Origin of the sequence: Liquorilactobacillus oeni DSM 19972 (assembly GCF_001436275.1) — a bacterium.
Lineage (GTDB): Bacteria > Bacillota > Bacilli > Lactobacillales > Lactobacillaceae > Liquorilactobacillus > Liquorilactobacillus oeni.
Genome location: NZ_AZEH01000020.1, coordinates 39,686 through 64,277, shown reverse-complemented (window position 1 = coordinate 64,277; position 24,592 = coordinate 39,686). Strand labels below are relative to the sequence as shown.

Below are 24,592 nucleotides of genomic sequence, written 5' to 3'. Positions count from 1 at the left end.
GAAGGGATGAAATGGCATATCGGACACCACCCTTTATTACACCCTTCGCCGTGATGTCAGTTGTTTTGGCGTTAGGGGCTACTAATGTTGCCGTGAACACAGCAACTAAGACTAATGAAGGCCGTCCTGTAGTTCAGCAGTCTTCTGCTGTCAGTTCAGTGTCAGGTCCAAAAAGTTCACAAGAAACAAGTTCTGAAAGCAGACCATCTTCTTCAGAAAGTGAACTTAGTTCTTCGTTGTCAGACTCCTCTTCTTCTGAAGAAGAGTCCCAAGAAACTACTTCAGAAACATCGGCAAGTGAAACTGCTGAAGATCAAAGCTCTGTTCAATCATCTTCAAGCTCTTCTTCCAGTTCAAGAAGCTCCTCTCAAAGTGAAAATCAAGATGGTGAAGAAAGCAGCAGCACACAAAGTCAAAACAATGAACAAAGCGCAAGACAAAATAATGATGCTTCGTCAAGCGCCCAAGACACTACGGCAGAATAGGAGGTTCTTAATTGTTTAGTATTATTGGAATCATTAATAGTTATCTTGGCTACATTAACATGAACGTCAAGATTAAGAATCAGATTTATACGATTCTTGGAGCAATAGGGGACTTTTACCTGCTATATGTAGCTTATCGTTTCTTTGCAAATGGCTTCTTTGCCCGCGGTGCTTTGTTTATTCTGGTTTTTTTTGCGTTGCTATATTTATCCTATTTAAACGTATTTTACTATTTCACTAAAAAAAGGGCGCCCTTTGATTTTTCACCATTTCTTGAAAAAAAGTTTGGGCTGAAGCCCAAAGAAGTGACACCACGTGGCAAACATGCAGGTCCTAATCCAGGATTTGTACAAACAAATGGGCTTTTCAATGGTGAAAAACTAATGCCGGCTGTAATAGAAATGAAGCCGTTGCATAAAAAGAATTTAAGAACGGTAGTTGAGCAGCTCCAAAACCAAGACTATTTGAAGCTCGATTATGGCGGGTTGGACGAAGATGAGCTTTTTCGTGAACTTCGTAAAACAAAAAAACATGTTAACGCTTTGAAAGATCCAATCGCTTTGCCGTACTTTGAACTTGCAGCGCGCTCGGGCGAGCTTGTACTGTTTGGCGGGCTTAACCCTATCCAAAAGAAGGAACTGGGAGCAATAAGGAAAGTAGGTCTAATGCCAATAAAAAGTGCAATGGAGCAGTACGATATTTTTATTGCTACTGCGGTTATTAATGGCGGACCGTATAAATTTGCGGGAAGAACAACAGTAATGCAAGAGGATCATGAATTCGGACTTGGAGTTCAAGTGGTTTACCGTGAAAAGACCAATAAAGGCTGATTGAAGTTATTTGCTTGGCAGAATATGAACAGTGAAAAACGAATAAGTGCACAGAAGTAATAGGAATTGTGGCAAGCCAGGAACTTGTTGCAGTTCCTATTATGTTTCTTGTAATATATTTTTTAAAAGGTTAAGATTCTTTAATATAATCATTATAAAATTACGAAAAGAAAGTTTTTAGTATTAAACAAGCGGTTACATATAAGAAAAGAAAGTATTTTACTGATAAAACGGCTAAAACTTAACTATGGATTACAAAGTAATTTGTTGCTAAAAGTTAAAATAAAAATTAGAATAGTTATTATCAAAAATTAATCTTTACCAGGAGGAAGAAAATGCCAATTATCGAATTTAAGGATGTTGAGAAATATTATGGTAAATTCCATGCTTTGAAACGGATCAACCTAAAAGTTGAAAAGGGAGAAGTTGTTGTTGTCATTGGTCCATCAGGTTCAGGCAAAAGCACTTTAATCAGAACGATTAACGGTTTGGAAGATATCAGCAGCGGTCAATTATTGGTCAATAATAGGGATCTTTCTGATAAAGATACTGATTTAAACAAGATTAGAAAAGATGTCGGAATGGTATTTCAACATTTTAATCTGTACGATAATAAAACTGTGTTAGAAAATATTATGCTTGCACCGCGGCTAGTCTTGAAACGCCCTGAACAAGAAAATAAGGAAATTGCTTTACGATTATTAGATTCAGTTGGTGTTGCAGATAAGACGGAATCATATCCTAAGCAACTTTCAGGCGGACAAAAACAGCGTGTTGCAATTGCACGCAGTCTTGCAATGAAACCTAAAGTACTTTTATTTGACGAACCAACTTCAGCCCTCGATCCAGAAATGATTGATGATGTTTTAAATGTTATGAAGAAAATTGCCAAAGAAGGAATGACTATGGTAGTTGTAACTCATGAAATGGGCTTTGCACAAGAAGTTGCAGACAGAGTAGTTTTTATGGATAATGGAGAAATCTTAGAAAATGATCGTGCTGATGAATTCTTTAAAGCACCAAAAGAAGTGCGGGCACAACAATTCTTAAGTAAAATTATTAAGCATTAAGGGGGAAAACAAATGAAGCGACTTAAAAATTTACTATTACTGCTGTGCCTTATTTTGGTGGTATTTTCCCTGAATGCTTGTGGTAATAAAAAAGATTCTGCGCAAAACCAAAGTGTTTGGCAAAAAGATAAAAGTACAAATACAATTACATGGGGCGTGAAGGCAGACACTCGATTATTTGGTTTAATGGATGTTAAATCTGGGCAGATCCGCGGTTTTGATATTGATATGGCAAAAGCAATTACGAAGAAGGTTTTGGGAAAAAGCGGGCACGCAAAGTTTGTACAGGTAACTAGTAAAACAAGAATACCTTTATTGAAGAACAAAAATATTGATGCGATTATTGCAACAATGACAATTACACCAGACCGGGAAAAGATTGTTGATTTTTCGCAAATTTACTTTGCTGCAGGCCAGTCACTGATGGTTAAAAAGGGCAGTCAGATAAAAAATATCAAAGATCTTAATAAGGACGGTACAACTGTCTTAGCTGTCAAAGGGTCGACTTCGGCTGTTAATGTTAAAAAATACGCGCCTAAAGCAAAAGTACTGGAGCTTGAGGACTATGCACAAGCATTTACCGCTTTGAAATCTGGACAAGGAGAAGCTTTAACAACTGATAATGGGATTTTATTCGGGATTGCTTCTGAAAACCCTGCATATCACGTTGTCGGGGGCACTTTCACTAAAGAGCCTTACGGTATTGCCTTTGATAAAGGTCAAGGCAAAATGCGCAATAAGGTTAATGCAGCTATAACAGAAATGAGAAGAGACGGCACATATCAAAAATTGTTGCAAAAATGGTTTGGAAATGTTGCCGGTTTTGATTTGAAGGAGGCGAGTCAGCAATGATCAGTGTTTTCCAACAACATGGGCAGGAGTTACTAGTGGGTTTTGGCAATACTTTGTTATGCAGTGTAATTGCCTTATTTTTCAGTTTGATTATTGGCTCTACATTTGCAATCTTTGAGGCTGTTCCATCTCGCTTCCTGCATATCATAGGTCGGGTATATATAGAAGTATTCAGAAATATTCCTTTATTGGTAATTGGAATGTTCTTTTACGCAGTGGTTCCGCAATATATTGTTTCAATTGATGGTTTTACAGCTGGTACGATCGGGTTAACTCTTTATACTTCGGCATTTATTGCAGAAACTGTGCGAGCAGGAATACAAGCAGTTGACGAAGGACAGATGGAAGGTGCACGTGCAAACGGACTGACTTTTATGCAAGCTATGCGTCATATCATTTTACCTCAAGCTTTCAGGTATGTTATTCCGCCTTTAGGAAATCAATTTATCAATATGGTTAAAAACTCCTCTGTTTTGGCGTTTGTAGCTGGTTTTGATTTGATGTACCAAGGAGATATGATTGCTTCCACAACATTTGATACTTTTAATACTTATATCGCTGTAGGTATCTTGTATTTAGTAATTACTTTACCGCTTAGTTATTATATGCGTTATCTTGAAAAAAAGATGGATTAGGGGAGGTGGATTAAATGTCAAGTTTTGCTGAAGCATATACATGGATCAATTTTCGTTTCTTGCTTGAAGGTTTATGGGTAACAATAGAAGTTTCACTAGTCTCAATTGTTTTAAGTTTTATTATCGGTTCTTTTTTGGGGATCATCCGTTACATCCGCGCACCTTTTATCTCTGGCTTGTTTGGCGTGGTGATTGACTTAATAAGAAATTTGCCGTTACTGCTTTTAATCTTCTTCACCTATTTTGGATTACCTAAAATTGGAATTAGAATGAATCCCCTGGCAGCTGCAATCGCTGCAATGACAGTTTTTGAGTCGGCCATGATTGCTGAAATAGTTAGAAGCGGTATAAAAGCTGTAGATACAGGGCAAATGGAGGGTGCTCGTGCAAACGGTTTGACCTACTGGCAGGCTTTGCGTGTGATTGTCTTACCACAAGCGTTGAAAAAGATGATTCCTCCTCTTGTAAGCCAATTTATTTCATTGATTAAAGATACATCTTTAGCTACAATCATTGTTTTACCAGAATTGCTGTATCGTGCACAGATTATATATGGACAAAATACTCGCTACATGATACCGATGTTTTTGGCTTTAGCAGTAATGTACTTTGCCGTTTGTTATGCTCTTTCACTTGTTGCAGCACGGCTTGAAAAAACAACTGGCTGATTATAATATATAAAAATTGGTAAGAACCTGTTTTGCAGTATACAGGTACCCTTGTCAGAAGTTAATCAATATTTTTTAATGAATAGTCAGACTTCAAAAAGGAACCATGTCAAAAAATGACATGGTTCCTTTTTGAGTTCGATTCTTTAGCTAATATTTAAAGTTTCTACAACACCGTTTTATTTTATGCCTTTTTAGTTGCTGCTTCTGTGTACCTTTAAAAATTCCAACCAGGTAAGCTTCAACTTTTTACCAAAAATTTTGCGTAATAGCCTGCTTGCCTTGGAGAAACCTCTGCTGTCACTTTACTACCGTCTGGGGTGTAATCTGTAGCGAGGACATTAGCATGGACATTAAGTTTTTCAAGGTAGCTTCCCTGAGTATAAGGAATTAAATAGGTGTATGTTTTGTACCCCTTGAAAAGGAAACCCTTTATTAAACCTGCGAGCTGCTGTAATGAAGATTTTTCTTTTGCACTATAGGTTATTTGTAAACCTTCGATACTTGGAAAATCAATTCCTGCTTTATCAGCCTTATTATACGCATAGATCATGGGCTTATTTGCAGCTCCAATTTCTTCTAAAGTTCGATTAGTAGTTTCAATCATTTCTTTTGAACTTTCATCAGAAATATCAACTACTTGGATCAGCAGGTCAGCTTCACGGACTTCAGCCAGCGTTGACTTAAAAGCTTCAATTAAGGTATGGGGAAGTTTATTGACAAAACCGACTGTATCGCTTAAGAGAAAAGTTTTGTTATCAGAAAAAGTTAATTTGCGCACTGATGTATCAAGAGTAGCAAAAAGCATATCTTTTTCAAACACCATCTGCTTTTCTTCTCCGCCGAGCAAAGAAATGAGACCATTCAACGTGGTCGATTTTCCAGCGTTAGTGTATCCTACTAGTGCAACCCTAGGAACTTCGGACTCTCTTCTTGATTTGCTTTTAACATCATATTCCTTTTCAATTGCCTTCAACTCACGGTTCAAAAAGGCAATTCTATGCTGAATGGTCCGACGGTTAAGCTCGAGCTTAGTTTCTCCGGCACCACGATTAGCAGCTGAAGAACCGGCACTTTGCTGGTCCATACTGATAGCTGAAGAACTGCGTAGGCGCGGTAATTGATACTTCAAACGTGCAATTTCGACCTGAAGCTGAGCCTCTTTGGTATGAGCACGATTAGAAAAGATCTCTAAAATCAATTCTGTACGATCAAGAACAGAAAGTGCAGTTTCTTTTTCCAGATTTCTGATCTGAGTTGGAGAAAGTTCATCATTTAGGATCAAGTATTGTGCATCATAATGCTGCGCAGCCTTTGCAATTTCTTCAATTTTGCCTTTACCTAGATAGGTTGCTGCTATAGGCTTGTCAATTTTTTGACTGAAGTCTGCTACAGTTTCCATGCCATTAGCTTCTGCTAATTGTGCAAGTTCCTTCATTAAGTAGGAAAAGTTTTTTTGTTGGTTTTCAATGCCAGCAATTATTGCTCGTGTCATGCGAAAATCTCCTTTATCAAAAATTATAACATTAAATTAAGTTATCTTCTTAAAGATAGAGTGCAGTTAATAAAAAAGGGCAATATTAAGGTCTTGTGTTTTTTAATGAAGAATAAAAATAACTTTGCTTTTTTTGTTTCTAAAGTTTTTGCCCTAAAAGCTTTCTTTTTTAAAGTGTGAGGCCATTTATTTAAGGATACTTAATCCTGATGTAATAAAGTGTTACATTTCTAAGTACTTTTTATGAATAAAATAAGAATATCTACTTGTATTTAATTTAATTTTCATATAGAATTTAAACACTGCATTAAATAATTGTTTCAGTAAGAAGCAAAAAACAAGGAGTAGTTGTGCGATGAAATTAAGTAAGTTTGCCAAGCTTGGGGCTGTGGTTGCACTTTCAGCAGTTTTTCTAGCTGCGTGTGGTTCCAAAAGCGGTTCAGGCAGTGATTCAAAACAAACACTGAATTGGAATGAATCTGCTGAGTTACCAACGATGGATCTCTCAAAAGCAACCGATGTTGTGAGTTTCAATACGTTGAATAATACAAATGAGGGCCTTTATCGTTTGGGCAAGGATAACAAGATCGAACCTGGAATTGCGACAAAGACAGCTGTTTCTAAAGATGGCAAGACATATACGTTTACTTTACGTAAAGATGCAAAGTGGAGTAATGGCGATAAGGTTACTGCAAAAGACTTTGTTTACAGTTGGCAAAGAACGGTTAATCCTAAGACCGCTTCTCAATATGCTTACTTATTCAGCGGAATCGCCAATGCCGATGATGCTATGAGCGGTAAAAAGCCAGTTTCTTCATTAGGTATTAAGGCCGATGGGAATTACAAGCTGGTCGTAACTTTAGATAAAGAGATTCCATACTTCAAACTTTTAATGGGATTCCCATCTTTCTACCCACAAAACGAAAAAGCTGTTAAAGAATATGGCAGCAAGTATGGTACAGCTTCAAAATATATGGTTTATAATGGACCATTTGAACTTACAAAATGGACTGGTTCTAACTTAAGCTGGACTTTAAAGAAAAATAATAACTACTGGGACAAGAAGAACGTTAAGCTTTCAGCAATTAATTATAAAGTTACAAAGAGCAACACCACTGCTTATAACTTGTATCAGTCAGGCAAGCTGGATGAAGCAGTTCTTGGCTCAGAACAGGCAAAGCAGTTAGCTAATTCAAAACAATTAGTTGTACGTAAGGCAGCTTCTACATTCTACTTGCAATACAACCAGACTAAAAAAGAATTCCAAAACGAAAATATTCGTAAGGCACTTTCTTTAGTAATCAACCGTAAACAATTTGTTAATAAGGTACTTGGAGATGGCTCAACTGTAGCTAAAGGCTATGTTTCTGCTGATCTTGCTAAAAACAACGGCAAAGACTTTGCTGATCAGGCTTATGTAAAGGATGCAGTTGCAACTGACAAGGCTGAAGCTAAACAGTTATGGCAAAAGGGATTGAAAGAACTCGGAGTAAGCGATTTGAGCTTCTCAATCTTGAGCGATGATACAGATAAAGGTAAAGATACAACTGAATTTTTGCAGAGTCAGATTGAAGAAAGTCTTCCAGGTGCAAAGGTTTCCGTTGCAAATGTACCATTTAAGACACGTTTGGCACGTTCTGAAGCAGGTAACTTTGATGTAGTTGTTACTGGTTGGGGTGCTGACTTTGCTGATCCAATCAGTTTCTTGGATCTGTTTACTTCAGATAATTCTCAAAATGATGGAAAATGGAAGAATGCTCAGTACGACAAACTGATCAAAGCTTCTAAGACAACAGATGTTGGAAATACTGACAAACGCTGGGCTGATCTGGTTCAGGCACATAAGATCTTATTAAATGATCAAGGTATTGCGCCTCTCTATCAACAAGCTACTGCTACAATGGTAAAATCAAAAGTTAAGGGTGTTATTTATAACTCTGCTGGTGTAAACTACAACTTTAAAGATGCATACATTGCAGACTAATAATTAAAAAATCATTGAGCTAATTGGGGGATTAACTGAAAATTGTTAACCCCCCATTGGCGTATGAGGTAAATTAAATTATAATGTACTCTGTAACTATATATTTGAATCTTTTAGTTTGTGCTATAGATTGTGGGGAGAAATTATGCGTAAATATCTTTTAAAACGTGTCTTCTACATGATATTGACGTTATTCCTGGTTGCAACCATTACCTTCTTTTTGATGAAGCTTATGCCAGGGACACCGTACTCTAATCAGGAAAAGATGACACCACACCAAATCCAGATTATGAATGAGCAATATGGTTTGAACAAACCAATTTGGATGCAGTATCTGCTTTATCTGTTAGGAATGCTTCATGGTGACCTTGGAACTTCCTTTCAGTTTAGTAACCAACCGGTTTCATATCTTATTTCCAGCAGAATTGGTGCTTCGGCACAATTAGGTATACAAGCAATGATTTTTGGGATTTTCTTTGGAGTTATTGTAGGATCGATTGCTGCGATTAATAGAAATACTTGGATTGATACTACCAGTACAGTTTTATCAATCATCGGGAAATCAGTGCCTAACTTCGTTTTGGCAGTCCTGCTTCAGTACTACATAGCGCTGAAGCTGGGCTGGTTCCCAATTGCAGACTGGGGCGGCTTCAGTTATACTATTTTGCCGACGATTGCTCTTGGTGTTGGCCCATTAGCTGAAACAGCCCGTTTCATTCGAACTGGAATGGTCGATGTTTTGAATTCAGACTATATCGAATTAGCTAAATCTAAGGGACTAAGCCGATTCGGGATTGTCTATCACCATGCACTGCGTAATAGTTTGATTCCATTAGTGACACTAATCGGGCCTTACACAGTTGCGTTGATGACTGGTTCAATGGTAATCGAAAATATCTTTTCGATTCCTGGAATTGGAGAACAGTTTGTTAAATCAATTTTAACTAATGATTATCCGACTATTATGGGTGTCACAATGCTGTTTTCAGCAGGGTTAGTAGCGGTCATTTTACTGACAGATATTATTTACGGTATTATTGACCCACGTATTCGACTAAGCGGAAATGAGGATTAAGCAATATGGAAGAAAAATTCAAATTAAGTCCAGACAGCTTTGAGGCACTTCCTCAGGCTGAGGAACCGGATAATGAGAAAATAGCTGCCCCGTCGTTAACGTTTGTACAGGATGCTTGGCGTCGTCTAAAGATGAATAAAGGTGCTTTGATCTCTTTTTGGATCATTCTATTGTTAATGATTTTATCTTTTGGTTCAAGTTTTTTTATTAATCACAAAACATTAGTTAAGTCTGCACCTCAGTATGCCAACTTGCCTGCTAAGATTCCCGGAGTTCCTATTAATGGATTTAACGGAAAATTGAAAGTCTCTGGGCAATGGGTTGATGAATATAAACAAAATAACGTTCCAAAAGGCAAATATTTCGTTTTGGGAACAGACTATTTAGGACATTCATTAGCACAAAGGATTGTTTATGGTACTAAAATTTCATTAATTGTTGCACTAGTGGCCACCTTTTTTGACCTTACTCTTGGGGTGGCGTATGGAATTATTTCCGGTTGGAAAGGTGGGCGAACTGATAATGTGATGCAGCGAATCATTGAAATCATTTCATCCGTACCAAGTCTTGTAATTGTGGTTTTAATGCTGGTTGTTCTCAAGCCGGGTATGACATCAATTATTGCTGCAATTGCAATTTCAAGCTGGACAACGATGGCTCGCATGATCAGAGCAGAAACCTTGCAGCTCAAGTCGCAGGAGTATGTCCTCGCGGCAAGATCTCTCGGAGAATCGCCAGTTAAAATTGCTTGGAAACATCTAGTGCCAAACCTTTCCAGTATTATTATCATTCAGACGATGTATACAATTCCGACAGCAATCTTTTTTGAAGCATTTCTGAGTTTTATTGGAATTGGGATCAGTTCACCTGAGACTTCCTTAGGGGTTCTTTTAAATGATGGGCAGAAAAACTTCCAGTTTTTGCCTTATCAAATGTGGTATCCCGCAATTGTTTTGTGTGTTTTGATGATTGCATTCAATCTGCTTGGTGATGGGCTGCGGGATGCGTTTGATCCTAAGTCTAGAAGGTAGGTGGTAAAATGGCAGAGAGAATTTTAGATGTAAAAAATTTGGAAATTAATTTTCACACTTATGCTGGTGATGTAAAGGCTATTCGAGATGTCAGTTTCCACCTTAATAAGGGCGAAACTCTTGCAATTGTAGGGGAATCTGGTTCTGGTAAGTCGGTCACTACTAAAAGTCTTATGGGGCTGCTGGCAAATAACGCTGAAGTTATGGGTGGCTCAATTATGTATCATGGTAAAGATATTCTGAAAAATTCGGAAAAACAGATGCAAAATATTCGTGGTAAAGAAATTGCAATGATTTTCCAGGATCCAATGACTTCGCTTGATCCAACGATGAAGATTGGGCAGCAGATTGCTGAACCGCTTATCAAGCATAAAAAAATCGAAAAGAAAAAAGCTTGGGCACAGGCACTCGATATTTTAAAGCTGGTTGGAATTACTAATGCTGAAGAACGAATTAAAGATTATCCTCATCAGTTTTCAGGCGGACAGCGTCAAAGAATCGTAATAGCGATTGCCTTAGTATGTTACCCAGAGATCCTGATTGCTGATGAACCAACTACAGCGCTGGATGTTACTATTCAAGCTCAAATTCTGCAGTTGATGAAAGAATTACAATCTAAAATTGAGACTTCAATCATTTTTATTACTCATGATTTAGGTGTTGTTGCTGGAATGGCTGACAGAGTTGCCGTTATGTATGCAGGCCAGATTGTAGAGTACGGCACAGTCGATGAAATCTTTTACAATCCGCAGCATCCATACACTTGGGGTCTCTTGAATTCGATGCCGACGCTTACCAGTACAACGCTGGAAGCTATCCCTGGAACACCTCCGGATCTTTTGGATCCTCCTAAGGGAGATGCATTTGCGGCTCGTAATCCATATGCAATGAAGATTGATGTGGAACAAAAACCGCCTTTCTTTAAGGTCTCTGACACTCATTATGCAGCAACTTGGCTGTTGCATCCGGATGCTCCAAAAGTTACACCACCGAAAGAAATTGTACGCCGTCACCAGCTTTTTGCTAAGATGACAGCGCATGAGTCAGTCTAGGCTTAGGAAGGAAGAAAATCCCATGGTAGAAAAGCGAAAGAAATTACTGGAAGTAAAGCATCTTAAACAATACTTCAATGTGGGCAAATCCGACGAGGTTAAAGCTGTCGATGATGTAAGTTTTGATATATATGAAGGTGAAACTTTCGGACTTGTTGGTGAATCCGGTTCAGGGAAGACCACTACAGGCAGAAGTATTATCCATTTGTATAATCCAACAGATGGACAGATTATCTTTGATGGAAAAGATATCAGTAAAATGAAGAGTAAGGAAGAAACCCTTGCTTTTAGAAGAAAAATGCAGATGATTTTTCAGGATCCTTATGCTTCGCTTAATCCGCGAATGAAGATTAAAGATATTGTTGCTGAAGGAATTGATATTCATCACTTAGTTAAGAATGATGCTGAGCGTAGTAAAAAAGTAGAGGATTTATTAGAGCTTGTAGGGTTGAACAAAGATCATTCAAGTCGTTATCCGCATGAATTTTCAGGTGGACAGCGCCAAAGAATCGGAATTGCTCGTGCTTTAGCAGTTCAGCCTAAATTTATTATTGCTGATGAACCGATCTCTGCTTTGGATGTTTCGATTCAGGCTCAAGTTGTTAATCTGCTCAAGGAATTGCAGCAAGATCGTGGTTTAACTTATCTCTTTATTGCGCATGATCTTTCTATGGTTAAGTACATTTCTGATAGAATCGGGGTTATGCATTACGGTAAATTGCTTGAGGTTGGACCTTCAGATGAGATCTATACACATCCTTTGCACGATTATACGGCAAGTTTAATTTCGGCCGTTCCTGTTCCGGATCCGGAGTATGAACGTAATCGCAAGCAGATTATCTATGATCCTGCAGGCGAAATCGATCACCCGGAAAACCCGCGTACTTTGCATGAAGTTGTTCCTGAACGTTTTGTACGTTGTACTGATGAAGAATTACCGATGTATCAAAAACGCGCGGCTAAATTTACAAAGTAATTTCACTTTAATAGAAAAGAGGTTAAGTCAAAAACTCTGACTTAACCCCTTTTTTAATTCAAATTTTTTGAAATCCATTATTTTTTTGTGATTATAACAAAGTAATTTTAATAAGACTTGGAAGCGACATTAATATTCTTGAGTATCAAGGTAGTGATTGAAGTAAGCTACTTTAATATTTTTACCATCAACAATTAATTTTGTGACGGAGCCATTCTTAGGGCCTTGGGTAACAACGTCAATATCAGGCGCAAAACGTTTTACGATACTTCTGATAGTTGTACCATGACTTACTACCAGAGCAGTGCTTTCGTTTTTTTGGTGTTCGTTCAAATATTCAAAACCCGCATCAACGCGTTTCCAATACTGTTCATTGTTTTCTGCATCATGGAAAGGATCTATTGCTCTCATGAAGTCACGTGAATCATCGATTGAATACTTTGTGATCATTTCTTGGTAGCTCCTGCATCCATGGCTTGCTCCTACCATCAACCAAGTCTGAGTAGAATCATTGCCTTCAAAATAACCATAACTCTGTTCCCGAAAGTTACGCAGAGCCACTGGCTTAGGCAAGGTTTCGATTTCTTTTTTATTTTCACTCATAATTATTTTACATGTATTTGTGGCTCGCATCGTGTCACTATGATAGATGTTTGAAAAATTTTTATCTGCAAGGTGAATTCCTGCTGTATGAGCATCAGCAATTCCTTTCTGAGTTAACGGTGAATCACACCAACCCTGCATGCGATTGTAAAAATTAAAAATTGTTTGTCCGTGGCGAACGAAATAAACGGTAAACGACATTATGTTCCCTCCAATGATCTGTTGTAACAAGTATCCAATGCGGTACATAACCAGTATACATACAAAAAGCCTTTTTAAGAAGGCTTTCTTAAAATTATACTTAATTTGAACGTTTAAGGATGGTGTAGAAAAGTTATTTCTACCTTAAAAAGAAGGTGCAGACAGTTTTGGACAAACGCTGCAAGATAATAAAAAAGGCTGAGCCAAAAAATAAGCTTTGACCCAGCTGGACTATCTCAGTATTAATAAATCAGGCTGAAACATTATTTCTTAACATTTTATACAGTGTGATAAGCACGCCAGGAATTGCAGTAATAAGCGCCAATAACACGAAGATAAGTGAAAAGTGCTGCTGAACAAAATCTAATTGTCCAAAGAAGTAACCTAGACAAGATCCGAATGTAACCCAGATAAGGACTCCTAAGAAGTTGTAAAGGCAAAACTTTTTGTATTCCATACGTGCTGTCCCAGAGATCAATGGAATAAAGGTTCTGATCAATGGAATAAATCTGCCGAACATAACAGTTTTGCCGCCGTGTTTTTTAAAGTAGGAACGTGCTTTTTCAAGTTTTGCTTCCGGGATGACTCGTCGGAAGAAAGAAAGATGGTGAAGATTGCGTCCAATTTCATAATTAACTGTGTCTCCGATCAAAGCAGCAAAGAAGAAAACCGGAATCAGGATACGGATGTCTAACGCTGAACCGGTAATTGCGGCCAGCGTGCTGGCAAAAATAATCAGTGACTCTCCAGGCAAAAAGGCGAAGACCACTAGTCCGGTTTCCATAAAAACGAGGATAAATAATGTGATATAAACCCAGCTTCCAAGTGTCTCGACTAGCGGCATAAGGTATAGGTGAAAATGAGTAAGATAAAAGAAAAACTGACTAATCAAGACAACACTTCCTTTACTATATTTATAATCATTTTAGCGATTTAATAGTCCGGATTCCAGTACTTTGAACACTGTTTAACGTTTTTTAAGCTTTAGAGTGAATCATAATTGAGTGCAAACAGCAAAGATGTTAAAATTATATGACTAATATCGTGGCCTTAAGGGTGGGGGAGTTTTATGGAAAATACAACCAAGAGAAAAGAACAAAAAAGAATGGATGACGTAATCAGCAAGATTAAAGCTGCTGAAGAAAAGAATCGGCGTGAAATTAAAAAAGCTCAAAAAGACACCCATGAAATCAAAGGTGATTTTTCAAACAATTTAAGGATAAACACAGACTCATACGCGGGTTTATTTGAAACAGCTACAACGATTAGACAACAGCAGCAGCTGCTGCAGGAACGTGAGAACAGCTGGAAACATGCAACGCAGCGTTTAGATATCTTACAAAAACTTGAAGGAAAGCCTTACTTTGCAAGAATCGATCTTCAAGAAAAGGGCGAAGACAAACCAGAGTCTATCTATATTGGACTGGGTTCATTTGCTGATCGGCCGGATAACTTCTTGATCTATGACTGGCGTGCCCCAATTTCCAGTGTTTATTATGATGGCGGCCTCGGAAATGTTTCTTATGAGACTCCGGATGGGTTACAGACTGTTAACGTAACACTAAAGCGTCAGTTTTTGGTGAAAGACGGAAAGATAAAAACGATTTTTGATACAGATGAGGTAGTCGGCGATCAGATGCTGCTGGACGTTTTAGATGATTCATCTACCAGCAAGATGAAAAGTATTGTTACGACTATTCAAAAAGAACAAAACAAAATTATCCGTAACACTAAAGCCGATTTGTTATTCGTCCAAGGAGCAGCTGGCTCCGGCAAAACTTCGGCTGTCTTGCAGCGTGTTGCGTATCTTTTGTATCGTTACCGCGGGAATCTGACTTCAAGCCAGGTAATTCTCTTTTCGCCCAATCAACTGTTTAATGATTATATTGACCAAGTTCTCCCGGAACTCGGTGAACACAACATGGTACAGATGACCTATTATCAATATACGCAAAGAAGATTGCCAAAATTAAAAGTTGAGACTCTGCAGCAAAGGTTTGAAAGAAAGCTTTCAACAAGTGAAAGCAAAATTCAAAAACTGAAAAATAGTGTAGTCTTTTTTAAAGCTGCTGCAGTTTATGCCTCTTTCCTTGAGAAAAGGGGAATGCGTTTTAGAGACCTTAAGCTTAATGGAAAAATACTCTACGACCATACCGTGATTGAAAAGATTTATTATAGTTTTAATGAAAACTATCATTTGCGCAATCGGCTGGATGCTACTAAGGAAAGACTGCTAAAACGGCTTAACCGTAGGATTGAAAAGGAGGCCACGTCTGAATGGGTTGAAAATATTTTGCAGGGAGCTGACAACAAAGAATTGTCCAAGCTCTATGGAACGCACCCACGAAACTTTGAAAATAATGACGAAGAACTGCACTTCTTAGGGCGTCGCTTCTTAATGCAGTACTATAAAAAAATTCACAGCGATATTAACCGGAGCCGTTTCTTAAATATTAATGCCCAGTATCTGCACTTCTTGCGCAGTGTGCCAGACCTAATTGAACTGGATAAGCATGAATTGATTGCAGCACAGTGGGAAGAAGGAGTTGCAGGTACACTTGCACTGTTGAAAAAAGGCAGGATGCTGCTGGAAGATGTCAGCCCATACCTTGACTTGTATGACACAATAACAGGCAAGCGCGGTAACACAGATATTAAACAGGTCTTTATTGACGAGATCCAAGATTATACTCCTTTTCAGATAGCAGCTTTGCAAAGTGCTTTTCCGCGAGCTCGCTTTACAGTGCTGGGAGACTTGAATCAGGCAATCTTTACAAAAAAGGAAAGTTATACTTTGCTTGATGAACTCAGACAGATTTTTGCAAATAAAAACATTGAAGTGGTCCAGCTGACGAAGTCATACCGTTCGACAAAACAGATTACTGATTTTACAAAACAGGTTCTGTTGAACGGGGCTGCCGTAGAGTCCTTTGAACGACAAGGTGATCTGCCGGTTATCAATGTAGGCGAAGACGAGAAAAGATTAACCGTAGAATTAGTTGCGCAGCTTGAGCAAAATGAACAAGATCAGCTGACGACTGCGGTTATCTGCAAAACGCTTGCGGAGTGTCAAATAGTTAGTGAAAAACTACAGGCTGCAGGGCAAAGAGCAATTTTGATAAAAAGCGAAAATCAACGTCTGGCCTCTGGTACGATCGTTGTTCCTGCTTTTTTGGCAAAGGGGCTTGAATTTGATGCTGTAATTATGTGGAATGCTGATGAAAAGAACTATGCGAATGAAGATGAGCGTCAGTTGGTTTATACAATTTGTTCACGTGCAATGCATCGGCTTAATATTTTCGCTGTAAAGAAGCTTTCACCGCTTTTCGACCGGGTTTCAGCTGATTTTTATAAGCGAAAGTAAGTATTCACGCAAAGATAGAGAAAAGCACGGCTGAAAGCGTGCTATAATTAGACTAAATTACGCGATGAATGCTGGAGACCGACTATGTATAATCAAATCAACTATTATAAGATTCCACGTGATGAATGGCGTGAGCTTTATCAGGAACATAATGTACCGCTTTCTGCTGCAGAATTAGCTCGTATCCGTTCGCTCAATGACCGGATCTCGCTAGAAGACGTTCGCGATGTCTATGCACCGTTAGTCCATCTTTTAGGTATCCATCTGACAGCACAACGTGAGCTTTTAAAGAAGCAGGCCAGCTTTTTGGGAATTACCCCGCATCGAGTGCCTTTTATACTGGGAATTGCTGGGAGTGTGGCTGTCGGCAAGAGCACAACTGCGCGGCTGTTACAGACACTGCTGCAAGAAACCTATCCGGATAAACAGGTGCAGCTGATCACTACCGATGGTTTTATTTATCCTAATAAAGAGTTGAAAAGACGGAATATTCTGCATCGAAAGGGTTTTCCTGAAAGTTATGACATGGGCCGCCTTTTAACTTTTACCAACGATATTAAAAACGGGCTGCCAGCCAAGGCACCTGTGTATTCGCATAAGAGTTATGATATTATTCCGGATCAATATGACCTGATTGAAAGTCCGGATATTCTGCTGGTTGAAGGAATCAATGTGTTGCAGCTGCCGAGCAATCAGCAGCTCTATGTCAGCGACTTCTTTGACTTTTCAATTTACGTAGATGCAAAAGAAGAACTGATACGTGAGTGGTATCTGGAACGTTTCAATATGCTGCTGGACACAGCTTTCAAAGATCCGGCTAATTACTATTATCCATACGCGATCGGCAATCGCAGTGAAGCTGTTAAGATGGCACGTCATGTATGGCAGACAATTAATCGTCCAAACCTGCATGAATATATTCTGCCGACTAGGAATCGTGCCGACTTGGTATTGCATAAGACCCAAAACCATCTTGTGAACGAATTGTTTTTGCGCAAGTATTAGTTTTTACTTTGCGACCCGATCTTGTACAAAAACTAAACTAAGTTGACCATGACACAGACAATCTGTAGAATAATTGGTATAACGGTACTGTAAAAATCAAAATGAGGTGAACATTCTTGACAAGCATTGACATGCAGGCTTTTGACAAAATTATTGTTCTTGATTTTGGAAGCCAGTATAATCAATTGATTACACGTAGAATTCGAGAATTTGGTATTTATTCGGAACTCCTTTCCAATAAGCTGACGGCTGCGGAGATTAAAAAAATGGCCCCCAAGGGGATTATTTTTTCCGGCGGTCCGAATAGTGTTTATGATGAAAAGGCCTTTCACGTTGACCCGGAAATCTTTAAGCTGGGTATTCCTATCTTAGGGATTTGTTATGGGATGCAGCTGATGGCTAATGAGCTTCCCGGTGGGACAGTTGAAAGTGCGGCTAATAAGGAATACGGCAAAGCTGAAATTCGGGTTAAAGATCCTGAAGAATTAATTTTCCGTAATCTTCCAAGCATTCAGACTGTCTGGATGAGCCACGGTGATCTAGTGACTGAAGTGCCAGATGGTTTTAAGGTAGCTGCAACAAGTGAAAATTGCCCGATTTCCGCGATGGCTAATGAAGCAAAGAAATTCTACGGTTTACAGTTCCATCCAGAAGTACGCAATACTGAATATGGTAATGATGTCTTGCGCCATTTTGCTTTTGATGTTTGCAAAGCAAAAGACAATTGGTCAATGGATGACTTTATTGACATGCAAATCCAAAAAATCCGTGAAACAGTGGGTAATAAAAAAGTTCTGCTCGGTTTATCTGGCGGAGTAGATTCATCTGTAGTCGGAGTGCTGCTGCATAAGGCAATCGGCACCCAGCTGACAAGTATTTTTGTTGATCACGGTCTGTTGCGAAAAGGCGAAGTTGAAGAGGTTATGAACAGCTTAAAAGGCAAGTTCGGCTTGAATATCATTCAGGTTGATGCCAAAAAGCGCTTCATAGACAAGCTTGCCGGAGTTTCTGATCCTGAAAAGAAACGCAAGATTATCGGCAACGAGTTTATCCGTGTCTTTGACGATGAAGCTGTTAAGCTTGACGGCATCGATTTTTTGGCACAGGGCACCCTTTATACCGATGTGATTGAATCAGGGACGGATACTGCCCAGACAATTAAGTCTCATCATAACGTCGGGGGGTTGCCGAAAGACATTAAGTTCAAGCTGATCGAACCCTTGAATACACTCTTTAAAGATGAAGTTCGTGAACTGGGTGAACGCTTGGGAATGCCTTCTGAATTGGTATGGCGTCAGCCGTTTCCAGGTCCTGGTCTCGGTATTCGAATAATCGGTGAAATTACTGAAGAAAAATTGCAAATTGTACGTGACAGCGACTTGATCCTGCGCGAAGAAATTGCAAAACATGGTCTTGAGCGTGAAATCTGGCAGTACTTTACGGTATTGCCAGGAATCCGCAGTGTCGGCGTAATGGGTGACGGTCGGACCTATGACTATACTATCGGTATCCGTGCCGTCACTTCGATTGATGGGATGACAGCAGATTTTGCTAAGATTCCGTGGGATGTTTTACAAGAAATTTCAGTGCGGATAGTAAATGAAGTAGATCATGTCAATCGTGTAGTTTACGACATTACGTCGAAGCCGCCGGCAACAATTGAGTGGGAATAAAATGTATAACTAATTTAACTTGTAAACGTCAATAAAGTACTATTTTATAGTGTGATACTGATTACTTTTAAATGAATATGGATAATGTTCTTTACCAAAAAACCTACCAATAAAAAAGGTAGGTTTTTTGGTGTAATATGTATTTAGTATTAAGAAATAAAAGGGTAAAGTGTCAAAGTAAAATTTAATATTTTGTGAAAGCGTGTCATTATAATAATGGAATACAAAAAATGAACAAGCAAAGAGTTATGATAGGATTGCATTCAGTTACTTTGCTTTTGTCGCTCATTAATTCAGTCTATTCCTAGGTTTTGTGATAGTGATAGTTTAAGCTAAGTTTAAAAAGTCAAGGTAACCAATGATTTGAGAAAATAATTGGATAGCGAATAGATAGGTGTAAGTACCTCCCAAAGGGCATGGAAAATCGCATGCAATTCGAGTGCAACAAAAATCATCATGTCTAATGAGGCACTTAATCCGACTATAACTGATTTGGTCAACAAATCTTTTATTTTTTGATTAATGAAAGTAACTTAAAAATTCAGGAGGTACAGCAATGTTATATTCTCCAATAATCTCTTTGATAATAGTAATATATTTTGTTTACGATCAGTTTGAATTTTCTAAAGTAACAAAAATTAGATTTCTTTTTTTACCTCTATTTTGCTTATATCAATTTATCTCCAAACTTGATATTAATAATATGAATGACGCTCTTAGTGTAGCAGTTCTATTTATTTTTGCGATTGGTATAGGCTTTTATCAAAGTGTAAGTTTCAAAGTTAAAGTAGTGAAAATAAAATCCAAATACTTTTTCCTTGATAAGGATAGTCAAGAGACCAATATCTATCAAAAGACATTATATGCAAAAGGCGGTAAAAAGTACTTAATCGGTTGGATATTAATATTTTTGATTTCTTTATTTTTAAATGGTGATTTTAATGATAGTTTTACTTTTTATAAATTTTCCCATGAACTAGTTAAAGAAATAATAGCAGATCTATCAATTTTTATGAAATTAAAGGCCACCGGTAATGATTGGAAATCGTGGGAATTATTAGGCTTTGCTAATATAGCATATCTAATATTTATTAGACAAAAGTCAGCAAAGATGAATGAATTTTTTAAAAAAAGAACTATTGAATAAAATACATTTTAACTGTTTAAAGAAGCAAGTATTTAAAATTTGTCAATATGGATTCATAAAATAAGAACCTAAATTGTATTTTAATAGAATAAAACATCAAGCAATTTTCTATTCTATAAGCTTTTTTCACATAAATTTAATAATTTGATGTTATTGTTTTGTGCATTGAGAGTTTAGGTATTTAATTTAGACTCTTTTTAATTTAGACTCTTTGCTTGAAGAAACAATTGGCGCAAATCCTGTTATAATGTTTAATTAGTACTTTAAAGGGATGAAAACTATGGAAATATACGGTTCGTTTAAACCTTATCTCTCAAAAATAAAGGATGAGGTTATGGGAAAACTCGATATCCTTAATCAAAAAGAAATTAAAAATAATAAAAATAAACTATACGAGCACCTGATCGGCAGAATTAAGACTGAAGATAGCATGATGGATAAGTGTCAGCGCAAAGGGTTCTCCCTTTCACCCAAAAGTGCTCTTTATGAATGTAAGGATGCGATTGGAATTCGAATTGTCTGCAACTTTATTGATGATGTATACCGTGCCATTGAACTTTTGAAACAGGCTGACTGGTGTACTGTTGTTAAAGAAAAAGATTATATTACAAGATCAAAGCCTAATGGCTACCGGAGTTATCATCTTATTTTAAAAGTTGCTACTCCTTATCCGGCCATTGATGGCAGTATGGCGGGAAGTTATTTTGTTGAAATTCAGCTGCGAACGATTGCAATGGATTCGTGGGCTAGTTTAGAACATGAAATGAAGTATAAACACAATATTGAAAATTCAGCACAAATTGTTAAGGAACTAAAACGTTGTGCGGATCAGCTTGCTTCTTGCGACGTTCAAATGCAGACAATTCGGCAGCTGATTCGTGAAAATCGTTAAGGAGGTTGTTTACCATGCGGATATTATTAGCTGAGGATGAAAAGCAGCTTTCCAGAGTTATTGTAGCAGCTTTGAATAGCAGAAATTATGATGTTGTCCCTGTTTATAATGGACAAGAAGCTGTAAAGAAAGCTAGTCAGGGAGTTTACGACTTGATGATTTTTGATATTATGATGCCGGTAATGACCGGAGTTGAAGCACTGAAAAAAATTCGTGCTTCCGGTGATCAGACTTATGTGATTATGTTGACCGCTATGGCTGAGGTTGATGATAAGGTTACCGGGCTTGATGCTGGTGCGGACGACTACATAACCAAACCTTTTTCATTGAAGGAGTTATTAGCGCGGATCCGTTCTCTAGAAAGGCGCACTGAAAACTATGGCAATGGTGTTTTAAACTTTGGCGATATTACGCTTGACAGTAATGAGCAGCGTTTGGAAAGTTTTAACTCTATCAGCCTTTCTGCTAAGGAAACAAAGCTGCTGAATCTTTTTATTTTAAACGCAAACAAAAAAATTATTAGTGAAATTCTGATTGATCATGTGTGGGAAAATGATGATGATATTGACCAAGATACACTGTGGATTTATATTTCTTACCTTCGTCAAAAGCTGCAAGCAGTTAATGCACATGTTGGAATTGAAGGGGAAAAGGGCGGGCCTTATCAACTAGTCAATACTAGTAAGGAGGGTCGTACATGATTCAAAAATTTCGTTATCGTTTTATCGGCATTTCTACTGCTGCTTTATTCATTGTCTTACTTACGGTGATTGGAAGTATTATTGGAATTTCAACTTACCGGGCAAAACAGCAGATCAATAATGTCCTTATTATCCTTTCCCAAAATGACGGACAAATCAATTCGCAAATTAACACGCAAAATGTCAAGAGACGGTTTGGACCGGCCTTTAATCAGGAGAGTTTATATCAGTACCGTTATTTCAGCATTTCTTTTGACAAGTACGGTGAACAGACTGCTTTAGATGATTCCCATATTATTAGTATTTCTAGAGAAACGATTATGGATTTAGGAAACCAGGTTTATAAAAGCGGGAAAAAGAATGGAACAATCCGTTCGTTAATGTCAGATTATTCATATAAGGTAACCAAAAAAGATGGTAAGACGAATATTGTTTTTCTTGATGAATCTGTGATTATGGAAAGTACAAATAATATTATAGAGATCGGAATATTTCTTGGTGCAATCAGCCTCTTGCTTTTTACCTTGATTTTAATTGCTTTTTCTAAAAAAGCTATTAGACCAATTGTACAGGCTGAAAAACGGCAAAAGGAGTTTATTACAAACGCCGGTCATGAATTGAAAACACCATTATCAATTATCAAAGCTAATACAGAATTGCAAGAGCTGATGAATGGGAAGTCTGAATGGACAACCAGCAATGAGCAGCAGGTAAACCGGCTGACAACTCTTATCAACAACTTGATTTCATTGGCCCGGATGGAGGAACGTCCAAAAGTTGTCTTAGCTCCGGTTAATGCCTCAGAGATCCTTGAACGGGCTGTTGGCAGTTTTAAATCAGTTATTATGCAAGAAAAAAAATCATTTAAAGTGAAGATTACACCCGGATTGAAAATAAAGGCTGATGAGAATAGCTTTTATGAACTGTGTAGCATTTTATTGGATAATGCTAATAAGTATTGTGATGATGAAGGAATGGTGACAGTATACCTTGCAACTGATAAAAGGCAAAAAATGGTTACTCTTGTAATTGGAAATACTTTTGCTGAGGGGAAGGGTGTTAACTACAATAAATTTTTTGAACGTTTTTACAGGGATGATAAATCACACAATAGCCAAAAGATGGGCTTTGGAATTGGGCTTTCGATGGCACGAAGTCTGGCAGCTTCTTTCAAGGGAAAGTTCGGAGTGCGTTACCGCGATAACCAGATTTTCTTCAGCGTCAGCTTTAAACCGGCTAAGTAAAGAGCTGTAAGAAAAATCAAACTGTTTGGGTTGCCTAGCAGCAACCATGCCTGTAGCAGATATTTTTAACGTGATAAACGTGATATTATAATATGTGATAGGTTTTATATGAACGATAAAATGACTGGCGGCCACGACAATGAATGAGTTTTGTCATGGCCTCTTTTTTTGGAGGAAAGGGAAGATGAAACAAAAACCAGATAATTTGCCTAAACTGCAACGTTCAATGACAGCTGGCCAGATGGAAATGATTTCCTTAGGGGGAGCAATTGGGGTTGGACTCTTTCTAGGATCGGCTTCAACAATTAAATGGACAGGGCCTTCAGTAATCTTGGCCTACATGTTTGTGGGTGTACTACTTTATATTGTGATGAGAGCACTCGGAGAAATGATTTATATCAATCCTAGCACAGGGTCATTTGCTGATTATGCCTCGGAGTATGTCCATCCGTTAGCCGGATATCTTGCTAAATGGGCAAATATTTTCGAGTACGTTGTAGTCGGGATGTCAGAGGTTGTTGCGGCAACGGAATATCTCAAGTACTGGTGGTTAAATGCCAACCCTTTTATAACAGGAATGATCATTATCGTATTTTTGGTGCTTGCGAACCTTGCCAGTGCTAAAGCATATGGCTCGTTAGAATTTTGGTTTGCGATGATTAAGGTAATCACGATTATTTTAATGATTCTTTTAGGGTTCATGGTGATCTTCTTTGGCTTTGGAAATGGCGGCCATCCAGTCGGTTTCAGCAATCTTTGGATTCATGGAGGTTTCTTTACCGGAGGATTTAAGGGTTTCTTCTTCTCAATGTCGATTATTGTCGGTTCCTATCAAGGAATTGAATTACTTGGTATTTCGGCTGGAGAAGTTGCTGATCCGCAAAATGCAGTTGTTAAATCAGTAAAATCGGTACTCTTTCGGATCCTGATTTTTTATGTTGGAGCAATTTTTGTAATTGTTACTATCTATCCATGGAATCATCTGAGCGCTGTTGGTTCTCCATTTGTGTCAACCTTTGCAAAAGTGGGGATAACGGCTGCTGCTTCAATTATCAATTTTGTGGTTTTAACAGCTGCTTTGTCCGGAGCAAATTCTGGAATCTACTCGTCTAGCCGGATGCTCTTCAAATTGGCTCACGAAGGAGATGCTCCAAAAATTTTTGGACATTTATCTAAGCGCGTAGTTCCTGGAGCAGCGATCCTTGGAATTTCCGGTGGTATTTTAATTGGTTTTCTTATTAACATTTTAACTGCCATATACAGCAAATCTGTTTCAAACATGTTTGTGGTAGTTTTCAGTTCTTCAGTCTTGCCAGGGATGATTCCGTGGTTTGTAATTCTTTTGGCTGAGCTTCGTTTTCGACGAGAAAATCAAGAATTGATGACGAGTCATCCGTTTAAGCTGCCTTTTTACCCATATTCCAATTACTTTGCTTTTATCATGTTGATTATCATTGTGGTCTTTATGTTTATTAATCCAGACACTAGGATTTCTGTAATTGTTGGAGCTCTTGTTTTAATTATTGCTGCGCTGGTTTATCTTATTCGGCATAGGAATGCAAAATTTAAACAGGACTAGTTGAAGTTGCGGCTCAGATTGTGTGGTAAT

At 38.0% G+C, this 24,592-nt stretch carries 22 protein-coding genes; 19 read left to right on the top strand and 3 right to left on the bottom strand.

The genetic code is table 11. From position 1 onward, the window contains the following. Window positions 1-11: 11 nt before the first annotated feature. The 6 genes from FD46_RS01420 to FD46_RS01395 all read left to right on the top strand — a co-directional run bounded on the left by FD46_RS01420 (window position 12) and on the right by FD46_RS01395 (window position 4,540). Window positions 12-485, top strand: coding sequence for a hypothetical protein (locus FD46_RS01420; RefSeq protein ID WP_057895405.1), 474 nt, complete (start codon window positions 12-14; stop codon window positions 483-485). Between the two features lie 11 nt (window positions 486-496). Further along, on the top strand, window positions 497-1,315 hold the full coding sequence (locus FD46_RS01415) for a DUF6681 family protein (protein WP_057895404.1): 819 nt from the start codon (window positions 497-499) through the stop codon (window positions 1,313-1,315). A 335-nt stretch (window positions 1,316-1,650) separates the two neighbouring features. Further along, complete coding sequence (locus tag FD46_RS01410; RefSeq protein ID WP_057895403.1) at window positions 1,651-2,385, top strand: amino acid ABC transporter ATP-binding protein; 735 nt, start codon at window positions 1,651-1,653, stop codon at window positions 2,383-2,385. A gap of 12 nt (window positions 2,386-2,397) precedes the next feature. Then, a complete protein-coding gene (locus FD46_RS01405; protein WP_057895402.1) occupies window positions 2,398-3,237 on the top strand; it encodes a transporter substrate-binding domain-containing protein in 840 nt (279 codons plus the stop codon). After that, window positions 3,234-3,872, top strand: coding sequence for an amino acid ABC transporter permease (locus FD46_RS01400; protein WP_057895401.1), 639 nt, complete (start codon window positions 3,234-3,236; stop codon window positions 3,870-3,872). The genes FD46_RS01405 and FD46_RS01400 overlap by 4 nt, the downstream gene beginning before the upstream one ends. A gap of 14 nt (window positions 3,873-3,886) precedes the next feature. After that, complete coding sequence (locus FD46_RS01395) at window positions 3,887-4,540, top strand: amino acid ABC transporter permease (protein WP_057895400.1); 654 nt, start codon at window positions 3,887-3,889, stop codon at window positions 4,538-4,540. A 241-nt stretch (window positions 4,541-4,781) separates the two neighbouring features. Here the strand turns inward: FD46_RS01395 and hflX are convergent, their stop codons facing one another. Continuing rightward, the gene (gene hflX, locus FD46_RS01390; RefSeq protein WP_057895399.1) at window positions 4,782-6,035 is read right to left on the bottom strand and encodes a GTPase HflX; all 1,254 of its coding nucleotides are present in this window, start codon (window positions 6,033-6,035) and stop codon (window positions 4,782-4,784) included. Between the two features lie 355 nt (window positions 6,036-6,390). Between hflX and FD46_RS01385 the strand changes: the two genes are divergently transcribed. The 5 genes from FD46_RS01385 (at window position 6,391) to FD46_RS01365 (ending at window position 12,153) form a co-directional block, all read left to right on the top strand. Further along, window positions 6,391-8,019, top strand: coding sequence for a peptide ABC transporter substrate-binding protein (locus FD46_RS01385; RefSeq protein ID WP_057895398.1), 1,629 nt, complete (start codon window positions 6,391-6,393; stop codon window positions 8,017-8,019). A 145-nt stretch (window positions 8,020-8,164) separates the two neighbouring features. Then, on the top strand, window positions 8,165-9,094 hold the full coding sequence (gene opp3b / locus FD46_RS01380) for an oligopeptide ABC transporter permease (protein ID WP_057895397.1): 930 nt from the start codon (window positions 8,165-8,167) through the stop codon (window positions 9,092-9,094). A gap of 5 nt (window positions 9,095-9,099) precedes the next feature. Next, window positions 9,100-10,125 (top strand): ABC transporter permease, encoded by a 1,026-nt coding sequence (locus FD46_RS01375; RefSeq protein ID WP_057895396.1) that lies wholly within the window; start codon window positions 9,100-9,102, stop codon window positions 10,123-10,125. 8 nt (window positions 10,126-10,133) lie between these two features. Beyond that, on the top strand, window positions 10,134-11,177 hold the full coding sequence (locus FD46_RS01370) for an ABC transporter ATP-binding protein (RefSeq protein WP_057895395.1): 1,044 nt from the start codon (window positions 10,134-10,136) through the stop codon (window positions 11,175-11,177). Window positions 11,178-11,199: 22 nt separating this feature from the next. Further along, a complete protein-coding gene (locus FD46_RS01365; protein ID WP_057895394.1) occupies window positions 11,200-12,153 on the top strand; it encodes an ABC transporter ATP-binding protein in 954 nt (317 codons plus the stop codon). A 129-nt stretch (window positions 12,154-12,282) separates the two neighbouring features. Here FD46_RS01365 and FD46_RS01360 read toward each other — a convergent pair whose 3' ends face one another. Together FD46_RS01360 and FD46_RS01355 are read right to left on the bottom strand one after the other, a co-directional pair. Beyond that, window positions 12,283-12,957: a histidine phosphatase family protein gene (locus tag FD46_RS01360; RefSeq protein ID WP_057895393.1), complete on the bottom strand. Its 675-nt coding sequence runs from the start codon at window positions 12,955-12,957 to the stop codon at window positions 12,283-12,285. A gap of 250 nt (window positions 12,958-13,207) precedes the next feature. Beyond that, window positions 13,208-13,801 carry a VTT domain-containing protein gene (locus tag FD46_RS01355; protein ID WP_235805523.1) on the bottom strand — a complete coding sequence of 198 codons (594 nt, stop codon included), beginning with the start codon at window positions 13,799-13,801 and terminating at the stop codon, window positions 13,208-13,210. A gap of 225 nt (window positions 13,802-14,026) precedes the next feature. Here FD46_RS01355 and helD point away from each other — a divergent pair, with 225 nt between their 5' ends. From helD to FD46_RS01315, 8 genes are all read left to right on the top strand, one after another. Next, the gene (gene helD, locus FD46_RS01350) at window positions 14,027-16,321 is read left to right on the top strand and encodes an RNA polymerase recycling motor HelD (protein WP_057895391.1); all 2,295 of its coding nucleotides are present in this window, start codon (window positions 14,027-14,029) and stop codon (window positions 16,319-16,321) included. 84 nt (window positions 16,322-16,405) lie between these two features. Then, on the top strand, window positions 16,406-17,326 hold the full coding sequence (gene coaA, locus FD46_RS01345; RefSeq protein WP_057895390.1) for a type I pantothenate kinase: 921 nt from the start codon (window positions 16,406-16,408) through the stop codon (window positions 17,324-17,326). 131 nt (window positions 17,327-17,457) lie between these two features. Beyond that, a complete protein-coding gene (gene guaA / locus FD46_RS01340) occupies window positions 17,458-18,999 on the top strand; it encodes a glutamine-hydrolyzing GMP synthase (protein ID WP_187329008.1) in 1,542 nt (513 codons plus the stop codon). A 556-nt stretch (window positions 19,000-19,555) separates the two neighbouring features. Further along, window positions 19,556-20,146, top strand: a complete 591-nt coding sequence (locus FD46_RS01335) for a hypothetical protein (protein ID WP_057895388.1) — start codon at window positions 19,556-19,558, stop codon at window positions 20,144-20,146. Window positions 20,147-20,426: 280 nt separating this feature from the next. Further along, window positions 20,427-21,038 (top strand): GTP pyrophosphokinase, encoded by a 612-nt coding sequence (locus FD46_RS01330; RefSeq protein ID WP_057895387.1) that lies wholly within the window; start codon window positions 20,427-20,429, stop codon window positions 21,036-21,038. A 14-nt stretch (window positions 21,039-21,052) separates the two neighbouring features. Further along, the gene (locus FD46_RS01325) at window positions 21,053-21,739 is read left to right on the top strand and encodes a response regulator transcription factor (protein ID WP_057895386.1); all 687 of its coding nucleotides are present in this window, start codon (window positions 21,053-21,055) and stop codon (window positions 21,737-21,739) included. Further along, window positions 21,736-22,983 (top strand): sensor histidine kinase, encoded by a 1,248-nt coding sequence (locus tag FD46_RS01320; protein WP_057895385.1) that lies wholly within the window; start codon window positions 21,736-21,738, stop codon window positions 22,981-22,983. The genes FD46_RS01325 and FD46_RS01320 overlap by 4 nt, the downstream gene beginning before the upstream one ends. 184 nt (window positions 22,984-23,167) lie before the next feature. After that, window positions 23,168-24,562, top strand: a complete 1,395-nt coding sequence (locus FD46_RS01315) for an amino acid permease (protein WP_057895384.1) — start codon at window positions 23,168-23,170, stop codon at window positions 24,560-24,562. Window positions 24,563-24,592 lie beyond the last annotated feature (30 nt).